The organism is Hymenobacter plasmatis, from assembly GCF_020711255.1.
Lineage (GTDB): Bacteria > Bacteroidota > Bacteroidia > Cytophagales > Hymenobacteraceae > Hymenobacter.
Genome location: NZ_JAJFAW010000005.1, coordinates 105,745 through 118,710, shown reverse-complemented (window position 1 = coordinate 118,710; position 12,966 = coordinate 105,745). Strand labels below are relative to the sequence as shown.

General features: G+C 60.1%; 10 protein-coding genes and 1 pseudogene. 6 read left to right on the top strand and 5 right to left on the bottom strand.

Going from position 1 to position 12,966, the window contains the following annotated elements:
- Nucleotides 1–49: 49 nt before the first annotated feature.
- From LJ738_RS05195 to LJ738_RS05185, 3 genes are all read right to left on the bottom strand, one after another.
- Nucleotides 50–778, bottom strand: a complete 729-nt coding sequence (locus LJ738_RS05195; RefSeq protein ID WP_227785246.1) for a carboxypeptidase-like regulatory domain-containing protein — start codon at nt 776–778, stop codon at nt 50–52.
- A gap of 342 nt (nt 779–1,120) precedes the next feature.
- Nucleotides 1,121–1,552: a hypothetical protein gene (locus tag LJ738_RS05190; protein ID WP_227785245.1), complete on the bottom strand. Its 432-nt coding sequence runs from the start codon at nt 1,550–1,552 to the stop codon at nt 1,121–1,123.
- Nucleotides 1,553–1,692: 140 nt separating this feature from the next.
- On the bottom strand, nt 1,693–2,442 hold the full coding sequence (locus tag LJ738_RS05185) for a DUF547 domain-containing protein (RefSeq protein ID WP_227785244.1): 750 nt from the start codon (nt 2,440–2,442) through the stop codon (nt 1,693–1,695).
- A gap of 174 nt (nt 2,443–2,616) precedes the next feature.
- Here LJ738_RS05185 and LJ738_RS05180 point away from each other — a divergent pair, with 174 nt between their 5' ends.
- The 4 genes and pseudogenes from LJ738_RS05180 to LJ738_RS05165 all read left to right on the top strand — a co-directional run bounded on the left by LJ738_RS05180 (nt 2,617) and on the right by LJ738_RS05165 (nt 6,215).
- On the top strand, nt 2,617–3,948 hold the full coding sequence (locus LJ738_RS05180) for an NAD(P)/FAD-dependent oxidoreductase (protein WP_227785243.1): 1,332 nt from the start codon (nt 2,617–2,619) through the stop codon (nt 3,946–3,948).
- Nucleotides 3,949–3,977: 29 nt separating this feature from the next.
- Nucleotides 3,978–4,208 (top strand): hypothetical protein, encoded by a 231-nt coding sequence (locus tag LJ738_RS05175; RefSeq protein ID WP_227785242.1) that lies wholly within the window; start codon nt 3,978–3,980, stop codon nt 4,206–4,208.
- 173 nt (nt 4,209–4,381) lie between these two features.
- On the top strand, nt 4,382–5,743 hold the full coding sequence (locus tag LJ738_RS05170; RefSeq protein ID WP_227785241.1) for a 4Fe-4S binding protein: 1,362 nt from the start codon (nt 4,382–4,384) through the stop codon (nt 5,741–5,743).
- A 73-nt stretch (nt 5,744–5,816) separates the two neighbouring features.
- Nucleotides 5,817–6,215: pseudogene (locus LJ738_RS05165) on the top strand (aldo/keto reductase).
- A 143-nt stretch (nt 6,216–6,358) separates the two neighbouring features.
- Here LJ738_RS05165 and LJ738_RS05160 read toward each other — a convergent pair.
- Together LJ738_RS05160 and LJ738_RS05155 are read right to left on the bottom strand one after the other, a co-directional pair.
- Nucleotides 6,359–9,976: an ABC transporter permease/M1 family aminopeptidase gene (locus tag LJ738_RS05160; RefSeq protein WP_227785240.1), complete on the bottom strand. Its 3,618-nt coding sequence runs from the start codon at nt 9,974–9,976 to the stop codon at nt 6,359–6,361.
- Nucleotides 9,973–10,887 carry an ABC transporter ATP-binding protein gene (locus tag LJ738_RS05155; protein WP_227785362.1) on the bottom strand — a complete coding sequence of 305 codons (915 nt, stop codon included), beginning with the start codon at nt 10,885–10,887 and terminating at the stop codon, nt 9,973–9,975. Before LJ738_RS05155 ends, LJ738_RS05160 begins: the two co-directional genes overlap by 4 nt.
- 281 nt (nt 10,888–11,168) lie before the next feature.
- On the opposite strand from LJ738_RS05155, the gene LJ738_RS05150 reads away from it, so the two are divergent.
- Complete coding sequence (locus LJ738_RS05150) at nt 11,169–12,194, top strand: sensor histidine kinase (RefSeq protein ID WP_227785239.1); 1,026 nt, start codon at nt 11,169–11,171, stop codon at nt 12,192–12,194.
- Nucleotides 12,163–12,888 carry a LytR/AlgR family response regulator transcription factor gene (locus LJ738_RS05145; protein ID WP_227785238.1) on the top strand — a complete coding sequence of 242 codons (726 nt, stop codon included), beginning with the start codon at nt 12,163–12,165 and terminating at the stop codon, nt 12,886–12,888. Before LJ738_RS05150 ends, LJ738_RS05145 begins: the two co-directional genes overlap by 32 nt.
- Nucleotides 12,889–12,966 lie beyond the last annotated feature (78 nt).

The following is a 12,966-nucleotide window of genomic DNA, read 5'->3' as shown; positions in this document are numbered from 1 at the left end:
TCGGGAGGCCTTTTTTTATGTCGATATACTTCGGCGCTTGCTTCGTGGATTAGCGGCGCTTACTGGCTTTGGCGCGAGGCGTGAGGGTCACATTCACAGATTTGGAGCCGCTGCTGCGCACCACTTCGTCTTCGTAGCCGCCGTAGCCAAAAATCAGGCTGTGGTCGTCGCCACCGGGCACTTCCATGGAGTAGTTGCCATTGGCGTCGGTGCTGGTGCCTTTGCTGCTGCCCTTCAGCAAAACGGTAGCGCCTACCATCGGCTTACCATTTTCGTCAACAATGCGACCCGAGATGGTAGAGTTGGCCGGAGCCGCGGGTTCGGGTGCAGCCACCGGTGCGGGTGCGGCCTCAGCTACTGCTGGGGCGGGTGCCGGGGCAGCCGCTACTGCTGCCGGAGCAGCCGTGGGGGTCGTGGCCGCGGCGGGCTTGGGAGCAGCCGTTTTGGCGGCGGGCTTGGCTACTTCCTCGTCGGCTTCCTCGTCTTTGGCAGCCGGAGCGGCTTTGAGGCCGGCGGCAATGCTATCGGATGAGGTGCGGGCGGTAGCAGTAACGGCCGCGTCATCGAGCATGAACGAAGGCGTGGCAGCTGCCAGGCCGCTTCCTCCGCCCTTGCCGCCCTTGGGCAACGCGATGTAGCCCACCACCAGCGCCAGAATAACGGCCACCAGCACGTACATGAGGCGGTTGTTTCCGCCGGACATTACCTCCTCATCCTGGGCGTCCAGGTTGGGGTCGTATTGCTCCTCTTCAAGCTTGGGTAGATTTTCTGGATTCATAGGTTTAAAATGAGGTTTGAGATGATGACAAAGGGATATCCGGAAATAGTTAGTCATCGAAGACACTATCCCAAATATGGTCCGCAAGTTAAGCTATTGTCGGGTTTTATGCTCTAGCGGAAAATTTATTTCGGCCGCTTCTAGCCCAACCTCGGCCCTAGCGCCGGTACGCGCTGTTGGTAAGCCGGATATACTGGCCGGAATCACTTCCGCAACCTGTTTCTCCAGCCGCAGAGCACAATTCGGGGCAGCCGGCAAATGCAGAAGCGGGGCGAGAGCCCAGGCATATTGCCTGAGTTCCCGCCCCGCTTCCGGGAGCATGGGGCTGAGTGGCAGCAGCGGTTAGCCGTCGCTGATGGTTTCGTTGCGGCCGGCCGGCTTGGCCTCACCGCTGGGAGCTTTTTCGCCGAACTCCTGGTCGCGGGTGCGCAGGTTGTGGTCCAGCTCAATACTGCCTTCGGACTCGAAGCCGGGGCCCTGAGCCTGCTCGTCTGCGCTCGTGTGCTGGTTGCCGCCCTGGGGGCTGGTTTCCGAGCCGCCGATGTGCAGGTTCTGGAGCTGGTCTTTCTGGTTATCGCGCTGGGTATAGCCGTTGGCCCCCGTGTTGCGGGCCGCCGAAGGGTCGTTGCTGGATTTGTTGTTGCTCTGGTCCTGCTTGTATTCTTTCTGCCGTTCCAGCTCTTCGTTTTTCGGGAAATGCTTGTTCTCCGTAATGTGGGCGTTTTCGCCCTCGTCGGCATCGGTTCCGTTGCCGGAAATATTGTCAGGAAGCATAGGGTATAAGCTAAAGTGGTGGGAGCTTGTGTTTCCAGACTTACGCAACCCCAGCCTTTCCGTTACGAAAAAGCCCGGCCATGGCGCGGCCCAACTTTAGCCCAATTACGCAGGATACCAGCTCAATTGGGCTAGCCGGCTCACTTCTGGCTATTCAGGGACCAGTCGTAGGGGTAATAGTCGACGGCGTAACTGGCCGGAATCTTTTTGCCTTCCCGGAACTGGTTGACGTACGCCACCCCGGTTTTGCCGCTGGCCTTAAAGTCGGCTTCGTACCACTTGAATATTTGGGAAAGGTGCACCTTGCGCGCCTTGTCATCGACCCGAACAAAGGCCGGGTCCTGCAGCACCTGTTGGGCCTGAATGGTGAGCTGCGCGTCGAGCGAGTTGGCTTCGTAGGCGGCGCGCCGCAGGCGGGGGCAGCCCTTGGCGCCGCACACCAGGGCAAAATGCACGCGCGGGTCGGCATACGGCTGGCGCAGCTTTTTGGTCTCCAGGTCGTTGAGCGTGAGCTGTTCGCCGGCCACACTCACCAGGTTTTTATCGAAGAAGCCCGGCACTTTTTGCACCGATTCGAGGGGGTAATTCGCCACGATCTGGCCAATCACCGACAGGTTGTAGGCGTTCAGGTAGAAGGCTTTGCGGTCGTTGGGCTGGGCCGTGGCCGCATCGAACGCCGCCACGCGCTTCAGCAAGCCCTGCAGCTCCAGCGGGTTGCGCTTGATGGCGGCGTAGTTTACGTTGCCCTCCGTATCCACAAACTTGGTGAGGAAGGCCGTGGCGGCCGCCGGCAGCGTGGGCGGTGTGGCTTCGGCGGCTGCCACATGCGCGGCAAGCAGGCAAACAGCTGTGGCAAAGCGGGCGGCGAAACGCCGGGAGCGGTCTAGCATTATCATGAGCGTAAATCCAGGAGGATGAGAACAAGCGTACCCTTGTAAGGTTGACCACTGCGGCCAGTCAATGATTGAGCCACAAACGTCGGAAATGGAGCCGGTGGTATTCCTCGGGCTCCGCCTACTTTTGGCTTCTAACTCAAATTCCTGCCTTCACCCCTGCCCTCACGCATGCACCTGGTTATCATTGGCAATGGCATTACCGGCGTCACGTGTGCATTGGCCGTGCGCCGGCTGCGGCCCGAAGCGCAAATAACCATTGTCTCGTCGGAGAGTGCGCACCACTACTCCCGCACGGCGCTGATGTACGTGTACATGGGGCACCTGCGCCCGCAGGACATCAAGCCCTACGAAGACTGGTTCTGGGCCGAAAACCGCCTGACCCTGGTGCACGCCACCGCCACTTCACTGCACACCAACGAAAACCTAGTAACCCTGGACAATGGCAGCACCCTGCGCTACGACCAGCTGCTGCTGGCCACGGGCTCCGAAAGCAAACTAGCCGACTGGCCCGGGCAGCACCTGGCCGGGGTGCAGGGCTTCTACAATTTGCCCGACCTCGCCGCTATGACCCGCGATACCCACGGCATCGGCCGCGGCGTAGTGGTGGGCGGCGGCCTCATTGGCGCAGAACTGGCCGAAATGCTGCACTCCCGCGGCATTGCGGCCACAGTACTGGTGCGCGCGCCCCATTTCTGGGGCTCGGTGCTGCCACCCGAGGAAGCCCAGCTGGTAGACCGCCAGTTCCAGGAAAACCACGTGGCGGTGCACTACGGCACCGAGCTGCGCGAGATTCTGGGTGATGCCCAGGGGCGCGTGCGGGCCGTGGTGACCGCCGCCGGCGAGGAAATCGCCTGCCAGTGGGTTGGGCTGGCCATCGGCGTAACGTCCAACCTCACCCTGGCCAAAACCTCGACCCTGGAAACTGACCGCGGCATCCTCGTCGACGAGTATCTGCGCACCAGCGTGCCCAACGTGTACGCCGCCGGCGACTGTGCCCAATTCCGCCAACCCGACGCGGCCGAGGTCTCCATCGAGCAGCTCTGGTACACTGGCCGCATCCAGGGCGAAACCGTAGCCCAGACCATAGCCGGGCAGCCCACCCCCTACCGGCGCGGCGTGTGGTACAACTCGGCCAAGTTCTTTAACCTTGAATACCAGACCTATGGCCAGGCCCCGGCCTGCTCCGTGGCCGGGCTCGACAGCTTTTACTGGGAACATCCCTCGGGCCGGGTGGCGTTACGCATCTACTTCCGGGTCGAGGCGCCGCACGCGGTAGTCGGGTTCAACGCCCTGGGCCTACGCCTGCGTCACCACGTATGCGAACAGTGGATTCAGCAACGGGCGCCTTTAGAAACTGTGATGGCCCACCTGGGCGCGGCTAATTTTGACCCGGAGTTTTTTCCGCAGCACGAAAAAGCCATTGTGACGGCCTTCAACCAGCAGTTTCCGCAGCGCGTTGTCACGCTGAAGCAGAAGAAAGGCCTGTTTGCCCGCTTTTAGCTCCATACACTTGTCATCCCATACCCGCCGTGGACTTATCCAAACTTTACCGCCCTTCGGCGCTCAATAGCTTCCAGTTCATCGCCCTCACGGGCCTGCTGATGAGCGCCGGCGCCCACCTGATACTGCGCTACTTCGTGACCCGCCCCATGCCCGCGGGTTTTAACTGGCTCTACGTCTGTTGGGCTGGCTTCTACGTGGTAGGCACCCTCATCAACCTGTTCGGCAAGCCCGACGAGCCGCACGAGCATCACCACTAGTTTTTGACGCAAAGAACTGCTTGGATAAGTGCCGTCATGCAGTCCGCAGCGAAGCATCTTATCGCCGAGAAACGGTCTGGCGTGAGAAGATGCTTCGCTGCGCTCTGCATGACAGCCGATTAAATAGTTCAGCTCAGGAAGTCAGCTCAACAACCAGCCTTCATTAACAAGAAATGACCCCAACGCTCGCCACGCCACCGCTGCCCACTTCCTCGCCGGCTGAAAAGCTCACCCTGGCCGTGGTAGCAGGCGGATTACTGGCGCTGCTCCTGGCACTGGCCGATGCCGACCCGGGCCGTCAGCGCACCTGGCTGTACCTGGCGCTGGGCCTGGTGAGTGGCGGCACGCTGGGCTGGAGCTGGCTGAAATTCGGGCAGCACCCAGCCGGCGTGCAGCAGAACAACCTATGGCTGCGGGCGAGCACCGGGCGGGGCGGCATAGCCTGGGTAACCGGCCTCGTTCTTACGGGCTTCTACGTGGTGCTGTACTGGTACAGCGGCGACAACGGCCAGGGCAACTTCGGCCCGCTCAACAACCTGGTGCACGGCCTCGACGGCTTCAGCCAGCTGCTGCGCGCCCGCCCTGCCGACCAGTGGTTTCTCTACGGCACGTTCTACACACTGGCCATCCTGGTGATGGGGGCCCGGGCCCTCTGGAAATACCGCCACTCGCGCTACCAGATTATCCGCACCGCTTCGGTGATGTTCTTCCAGCTGGCTTTTGCCTTTATCATTCCGGGGGTGCTGCAGTTTTTCCAGCAGCCCGAGTTTTACTTCAGCTACTTCTGGCCCCTGAAGTACGATTACCTGTTTCCGGGCACCGTGACTTCGCTGGTGCAAAACGGTGGCCTGGGCGTCTTCATGGTATTTTGGGGCGCGGTGATGTCATTCCTGGCCACGCCGGTGCTCACCTATTTCTACGGCAAGCGTTGGTACTGCTCCTGGGTGTGCGGCTGCGGCGGGCTGGCCGAAACCGCCGGCGACCCCTACCGCCAGCTCGCCGACAAAAGCCGCGCCTCCTGGCGCTGGGAAGTGCGCATTATTTACTCGGTGCTGGCCATCATCATAACTATCACGGTACTGCTCTGGGCGAATTTTGCCATGCACAGCGCGCTGCTCGGCGAGGTGGGCAACGTGGCGGCGAAGTGGTACGGCTTCGCCATTGGCGCGGTGTTTTCGGGGGTGATTGGCGTGGGCTTCTACCCCATCATGGGCTCGCGGGTGTGGTGCCGGTTTGGGTGCCCCATGGCGGCCTACCTGGGCCTGCTGCAAAAGCATTTCTCCCGCTTCCGCATCACCACCAACGGCGGCCAGTGCATCAGCTGCGGCAACTGCTCTAACGTGTGCGAAATGGGCATCGACGTGAAGCAGTACGCCCAGCGCGGCGAGCCGATTATCAGGGCGTCCTGCGTGGGCTGTGGCATGTGCAGCACCGCCTGCCCCCGCGGCGTGCTCAACCTCGAAAACGGCCCGCGCGAAGGCCGTTACCAAGGCTCGCAGCTCATTCACGCCGATAGCCTGCGGATATTGAGCTAAGTCTTGTTAGGCCACAAGAATTAATAGGGTTGGGCGCCCTGGAGGTTTCCAGCATTGCCTGGGCGTGCAGAACATGAGCCGGACCTACCAAACAACGGTCCCCACCCGGACCGAAATGCATAACATCATCCGGACCGCCTACGACCACGGCCTTACCCTATTCGATGCTACCGAAGCCTACGGTCCTTGGGAAGTGGAGCGCATTCTTGGTGAAGCCGTTGGCCCCTTCCGCAACAAAATCGTGATTGAGAAGATGTTCGGCTGGAACATCGACCAGTAAACCGGCCAGCGCCTGCCGGGCCTGAACAGCCGGCCCGACCACATCAAGGCCGTGGTGGACAACATGCTGTAGCGCCTGCGCACCGACCGTATCGACCTGCTGTATCAACACCAAGTCGACCCGGCCGTGCCCATTGAGGACGTGGTGGGCACCATCAAAGACTTAATTAAGCAGGGCAAAGTGTTGCATTAGATTTAAACAGGAACCACGCAGCTGCACTGCCACAACCCTATCCGGGAGGGACGGAGTAGGCATATCCGAAGCAACTAAAAGCGCTTCTTAACTGCTCCGTGAGAAGTTGCGACAGAAGTTGGCTACGGGGTTCAGACAAAGAGCTATTTTATCAGCTTCACCACTTTGAAATTATCCTCTACCTTCCAATCAATTAACAAATTGCGGGGGTCAACACCGACTTTAGAGGGTCTGCCAGGCACCGTCAATAAGATTGTCTGCTGGCCGGATTTGATAAGGTGCTTTTGCAGATGGAGCGCCTTGCCTAGCTCCTTGCCCGCTTCGCCGGGGGCGAAGACTCCGATTTCCACCCATTCCTTCATCGGTCGTTTCGTCTCGGTGCCGGCGCTGTCCACTACCAGCTTGCTGGCCTTCAGGTTGAGCGTCACCTGCCAGGCGCCTCCTTTGAGCTGTCTAGCGGTGGCGGTTTCCGCCGCCAGCTCCCAAAAGGTGTTGGCCTCGAATAGGTCGTGCAGCAGCGGTTGGAGCGAGTCCGGCGTGGCCGTCTGCAGCTCCCGATAGAGGTCCAGCGAAGTTGCGAAGGGAAGCGCCCCGGGGCGGTGCCTGGCCAGCAAATTCCGCAGCGCCCCGTTTATCCGGTCCCGGCCGATGTATTGGCTCAGCGCGTACAGCGCCAAGGGCCCTTTGCGGTAGTTTTGGTAGAAGTCGTCGGCCTGCAGTAGCGGCTTGGCGGCGCGGGTGCGCGGGGTCTCGTTTTCTTCCCGCAGAAAACGCAGCAGTGCTTGCAGGTGCTCCGGGCCGTAGTTGTCTTCCAGCACGCCCATGGCCGAGTACCACGCCAGGCTTTCGGTAATCAGCCCGGCGCCCGCTACATAGGCTTGCTTGAGCTGGTTTCCCCACCATTGGTGCGCTACCTCGTGCGCCACCACGGCCGTCACCAGGTCAAAGCCCCGCTTATCATCCTTCGGGTTGAGCAGGAAAAATCCTTCCTCCGCCGTAATGTTGATGGGCGCGGCGTGGTGACCGAAGGCGTAGCTGGGATGGGCTACAAATCGGAGCTGCCGGTACGGGTACGGCCCAAACTGCTTGGTGTAATGGTCCAGCGACGCCTGGGCGCTCCGGACCATGCGCGCCGGGTTTTCCTTCAGCCCGGGGGGGTAGTAGACTTGGATGGCAACCTCCTTATCCGGGGCCGACGGGTTGCGCCATTTCCCTTCCTGCACCGCGTAGTTGGCCGAGAAAAAGGCGTATTCGTTGCGGATGGGCGCGTCCGTGGCGTAGTGAAAGTAGCGGCGGCCCGCTTTGGTCCAGGTCCGGCGCAAGGTGCCCGGGGCCACCACCGTCTGGTTTACATCCGTACCCACGATGGCCTCCAAGCGGATTTGCTCCGGAAACGGGGCGTAGCGGCGGGCAGCCACGTCGTAGAGTGAGTACGTGGCGGGTCGGGCGGCCAAGCCATACGCTTTGCGGGCGCCGGCCTCGTCCAGCTCCCGGTAGGGCTGGTACCCTAACACCGGCAGCCACTCCAGATTCCGAAAGCTGGTGCCGTTGGCCAGCACCTGCGCGTCAGCGCCGCTGTTGGAAAAGCCCCGCGCCTGGTGCGTTACCTGAAAGCTCAGGCGCAGCGAATCGCCAGGGCGTAAGGGCCTGGTCAGCGCGTACATGTGGTAGCCATGCTCCGCGTCCCGATGCACCTGCTTGAAGGGCCGGTCGAAGTGAACCGCGGCGGTTTCAACGCCCGCCCCCGTCGCCAGATGGATGGAGTCAATGGGTGATGGACTGTTGTTCACCAGCAGGTAGCTACCCCGTATGTCCACCGCCCGCTGCTGGGGATAGATTTCCACCCGCAGGTTGACGCCGGTCAGCAGGGGCTGAGGTACGTTCAGGTACCGGCGGTAAAGCTGCTCGTAAGCCGCTCGCTGCGCCGTGGTCTCTGCAGCGGACAGGTAGTCGTGCAACACGTTGGTGTTGTAGAAGATGAAGCCGCCAAACAAGAAGATGCCGGCAAAGGCCGCCGCCGAAACCCCGACGGTAGAACCCGTGAAGCGCCGACGAGCCAACTGCAGCCGTGCAGCAACACTGCCCTCCCGGCCTCGTACCCAGAAAAGCCGCGCCACCACCGCCAACAGCAGCGCCCAAGCCACCCAATACCCCTTGAACCACAGCCAGGGACCCAGCGACGAGCCAAAGCCGGCCATATTGGTATAGGTCCAGGGAGGACTGGCGCCAAAGAGAAGCAGCTTGTGCGCTATGCCCAGGCTGGGAGCGAAGGCGATGAAGCCGTAGGCTACCAGCGCCACCAGGTGGCCCACGAATTTCTGATTGACCAGCGCGTGCACCAGCAGGGCCAGCAGGGCGAAAAGCAGGCAATCGACCAGCTGCAGCCCGAAGAGGGTTTGCAGGTACAGCCCGATTTCCGGAGTAGCACCCCCGATGGCCACTTGCGCCACCATGCCGGCCGTCATCAGGAAGGCCAGCCACACCACCAGTACCAGGCTCAGCGCCAGAAAGCGGCTCAGAAAAAGCACCCATTCCGGGACCGGCGCGGAGTTGGCAATTTCGCTCAGGCCCGCCTCCCGTTCCCGCCAGACTAGCTCGCCGGCGTAGAAAATGGTGAGCAGGGCGATGAGTATCCAGAAACGCTCTGGCTGCGCCAGGGGCCCGGTCAGATAATCCAGGACAAAGTCAGTTCGGGGCAGCAGGGGCACGCCTCGGCCCTTCAGGTTGCCGGGCACGGTCGCGCCCACCAGCAGGGCGAGGACGGCCAGCAGGGGCAGCCCGGCTTTGCTTTTGGCAAGCTGCAGAAACGATTCCCAGGTAATGAGGCGCAACTGGCGCAGTTGGGTGACCAATCCATATGTTCGCTTGGCCTGCGGCAGCGCTTCCCCGGTTCCCCAGTTCAGCTTCTCCCAGGCCGTCACCGCTGCGGGTAGCGGTTTGCCCGACTGCTGTTTTTGGCCGGTTCCGGGCAATACGAACTGAAACCGGAAGTAGGTAAACGCGAGCAGGCCCAGCGAAATGCCGAACCACAGGAGGCGGTTGGCGAGAAATGAGCCCTCCAGCAGCAGAAAACGCGTGCTTTTCTCCTGCGGGCTCCAGTCAGTGGACAAATGGCTCAGCACCGGTCCAAAACTCATCGGGTCGGCCAGATTCCCCCATTCTCCCCCTTTTTCCAGCAGCGGCCATATCGTGTAGGCCGCCGCGAACAGGACCGCTCCCACCAGATAACTGGCCAGGGCCCGGCGGCTGAGCGCCGCCGCCGAAAATTGCATGGCCGTCGCGAAAAAAGCGTTGGGCAGCGCGATAAAGAAAAAGGTAGTCAGGTAGGGCGCCACCCGGAACGGCCCCAGAATCTCGGCTTCTACCCCGGCAAAGTGCATGGCCAGCAGCATACCCACCGGGATGGCGAGCAGCTGGAAGGCGCTGAGGGCCAAGGCGGCCAGGTACCGCCCGCCCAGGTAGGCGGCTTTGCTGGCGGGGGCCGCGTAGGTGAGCAAATGCATGCGGGTCTGCACATCGCGGGCCGCCGCCTCGCCCGCCACGGAGGCGCCTATCACCAGCCAAAACACGCAGCAAATAACCGTGACGGCGGCCATGACGATGGGCGCATTCAGTAAAATGTACCCGTCCCGCGCATCGGAGGCAAAGTTGGCAATGACCACCAGAAACGTGATGAGTAAGATGACCCCGAAGTAGAGCCAGGTAGCAACCTGGCGCAGCTGGTAGCTGAATTCCAGCGCAAAAATCCGTTGAAATTTCATAGCGTTATCCCCTCCGCTTTTGGCTGCTGACTAACCGCGTCGAAGCAACCCGTCATGGCACTGAAATAGACATCCTCCAGGTCCGGTTCCACCGGCTCAAACCCGTTGCCGGGCATGTCCGGGCTGTACACGTGCACCATGGTGCGGCCACTGAGCAGTTTGGCGGAAATAATCTGGTGCTCCTGCTCCAGTGCCGGCAGGGCGGGTTTATCGGTCAGTTTGCGCCAGATGCGGCCTTTGAGCGCAGTCACGGCCTCCAGGGGCTGCGCTTCCAGCAGGATTTGGCCCTGGTTGATGATGGCCATGTTGGTGCACAGCTCCGAGACGTCTTCCACGATGTGCGTGGAGAGGATGACCACGCTGTTTTCCCCTAATTCGCTGAGCAGGTTGAGGAAGCGCACGCGTTCGGCGGGGTCCAGGCCGGCGGTGGGCTCGTCCACAATGAGCAGGGTGGGGTTGCCCAGTAGTGCCACCGCCACGCCAAAGCGTTGGCGCATGCCGCCGGAGTAGCCGCCCAGCTTCTGGTGGCGCTTGTCCCAGAGGTTGGTTTGTCGGAGTAAGGCCTCGGTGGTGGCCCGGCGCTCCGCCCGGTTGGTAAGGCCTTTGAGCACCGCGAAGTAGTCCAGCAGTTCCTCCGCGCTGGCTTTGGGGTACACGCCGAACTCCTGGGGCAGGTAGCCCAGCGTCTGCCGCACCGCCTCCTTCTGGTTCACCACATCGATGTCTCCCAAGAATATTTGCCCTTCATCGGGTTCCTGCAGCGTGGCCAGCGTGCGCATGAGGGTGGATTTGCCCGCGCCGTTCGGGCCCAGCAGGCCATACATGCCCGGAGGAATATCCAGTGATACATTATCCAATGCCTGCACGCCATTTGCATACCTTTTGGAAACATTGCGGATGGCCAGACCCAACGGGTGCTTTTCCATTTTATCTTGATTTGCTTCGGTGAATCGTTTAGAATGAGGGAAGTGAAGCACCTTGGCTGATGCTGGCTTTCTCTATTTTGGTACGAAGCAATGGCTATTGGCTCGCATAGCGAAACCCGATATGCTGATGCGGGGAAGTAATCTGCCAAGCAGGTCTTTGCTTCCGCCAAAGCACTGGCAGGCTCCTTTTTCCCTCCCGTAGATTAGCCTTCCCAGCTGGTCGAAACGCGGGCGCGGGCCACCGCCTACAACCCCACCTTTGTGTTATGGAGCACGTCAAAAAAATCTTCTGGCTGATTCACTTGTCCGTCTGGGCCTTGTTCACCTTGATGGTCGTCTTGCAACTCAAGAGTGACACCGATGCCTACTGGCGGAGCACCGCGGCAGGATTCATGGCCACCGGTCTGTATGTTTTCTACATCCATTTCTACCTACTGACCCAGTATTCCGGTAGGAGAAAAGGAAGAGGATACTGGCTCCGGCTGGGGGGAATTGCCTTGAGCGGGCCGTTGCCCTGTTTGCTTTTCCACCAGAAGCCGTTCGATTTTGGGTTTTATGCGATGTACTTGGTCACGACCGTACCCGTCTTTCTCTTCCTGAGTTGGCTGGCCCGAGTCACCGAGACGCTGGTACTGAATACCATCCGGAAAGAGCAACTGGAGAAGCAAGCCGTGGAGGCCGAACTCACCAACCTGAAGTCGCAGATTAACCCGCACTTCCTGTTCAATACCCTCAATAACATCCACACGCTGGTGTACAAGCAGGCCCCGGCCGCTCCGGAGGCGGTCATGCACCTGGCCTCGTTGATGCGCTACATGATTTATGAGTCCAATGCGGCCACGGTGCCGCTGGCCCGGGAGATGGACTATTTGCGGGATTATGTGAGTTTGCAGCAGCTTCGCTACAAGAACAGCCCGGTGGTCGACCTGCAGATAGCGGGGGAGATTGTATCCTGCTACATTGCCCCCTTGCTGTTCATCCACCTGCTGGAAAATGCCTACAAGCACAGCCCCGCCCGCCTGGAACCCGGCGACCTGAAGGTGCGGGTGCAGGTAAAAGAAGATACCCTCGCTTTCAGCGTGCAGAACCCCATTGCCAAAAAGGCGGCCAATCCGCTGGAAGAACCCGGGGGCATCGGCTTGCCCAATGTGCGGAAACGGCTGGCTTTGTTGTATCCTGACCAGCATAAACTTACCATTCAGGACACCGGCGAGACTTTTACGGTGAATCTTACCATCCACGGCCTACACGTACCGGCTCATGAAAGACAAGCTGACTTGCTACATCATTGAGGACGAGTACCTGGCCCAGGAAATACTGGAAGAATACATCAGCAAAGTCTCCTTCCTGGAGTTGAAAGGGACCTTCGCAAGTCCCCTGGAGGCCGCCGCTCATTTGGCGGCGGACAAACCCGACCTGCTGTTTCTGGATATCAACATGCCGGACCTGGATGGGCTCAGTTTCATCCCGATGCTGAACCCCAAACCCATAATTATTCTCACCACCGCCTACGACCAGTACGCGCTGAAGGCGTATGACCTGGAGGTGAAGGACTACCTGTTAAAACCCTTCACGTTCGAGCGGTTTTATAAAGGTGTGTTACGCCTGTACCAGGAACAAAGCCCCCGGCAGGCCGTGGAGAAAAGGGAAGTAAAAGCGGAAACAAAGCCCGAACAGGAGTACCTTTTCCTCAAGGTGGGCCACCGCATCCAGAATGTAGCAACCCGTGATATTCTCTTTGTGGAGGGCATGAAAGACTACTTGCGAATTCATACCCGGGACGAGAAGATTATGACGCTGCTCAGCTTTGCCAGGCTGGAAGAGCTGCTGCCCGCCCAGGATTTTGCCCGCGTGCACCGGTCCTTTCTGGTCGCTATCGACAAAATTGAGCACATCGAGAAAAACAGGATTCGGATTGGAGACCAAATCATCCCCATCAGTGATACCTATGCCGATGCATTTTACAAAATGCTGAAGGGGTTGTAGTAGGGTGAGTTTGTAATTAAGGCTCTTTGTCAAGCCTTTAACAGTCTCTATTAGAATTACCAAATCGAGGGATTTCGG

Coding starts and splice junctions, on each gene's coding strand:
- LJ738_RS05160 (WP_227785240.1), bottom strand. CDS start 9,976: ATGAAATTTCAACGGATTTTTGCGCTGGAATTCAGCTACCAGCTGCGC.
- LJ738_RS05185 (WP_227785244.1), bottom strand. CDS start 2,442: ATGCTAGACCGCTCCCGGCGTTTCGCCGCCCGCTTTGCCACAGCTGTT.
- LJ738_RS05150 (WP_227785239.1), top strand. CDS start 11,169: ATGGAGCACGTCAAAAAAATCTTCTGGCTGATTCACTTGTCCGTCTGG.
- LJ738_RS05170 (WP_227785241.1), top strand. CDS start 4,382: ATGACCCCAACGCTCGCCACGCCACCGCTGCCCACTTCCTCGCCGGCT.
- LJ738_RS05190 (WP_227785245.1), bottom strand. CDS start 1,552: ATGCTTCCTGACAATATTTCCGGCAACGGAACCGATGCCGACGAGGGC.
- LJ738_RS05145 (WP_227785238.1), top strand. CDS start 12,163: ATGAAAGACAAGCTGACTTGCTACATCATTGAGGACGAGTACCTGGCC.
- LJ738_RS05195 (WP_227785246.1), bottom strand. CDS start 778: ATGAATCCAGAAAATCTACCCAAGCTTGAAGAGGAGCAATACGACCCC.
- LJ738_RS05180 (WP_227785243.1), top strand. CDS start 2,617: ATGCACCTGGTTATCATTGGCAATGGCATTACCGGCGTCACGTGTGCA.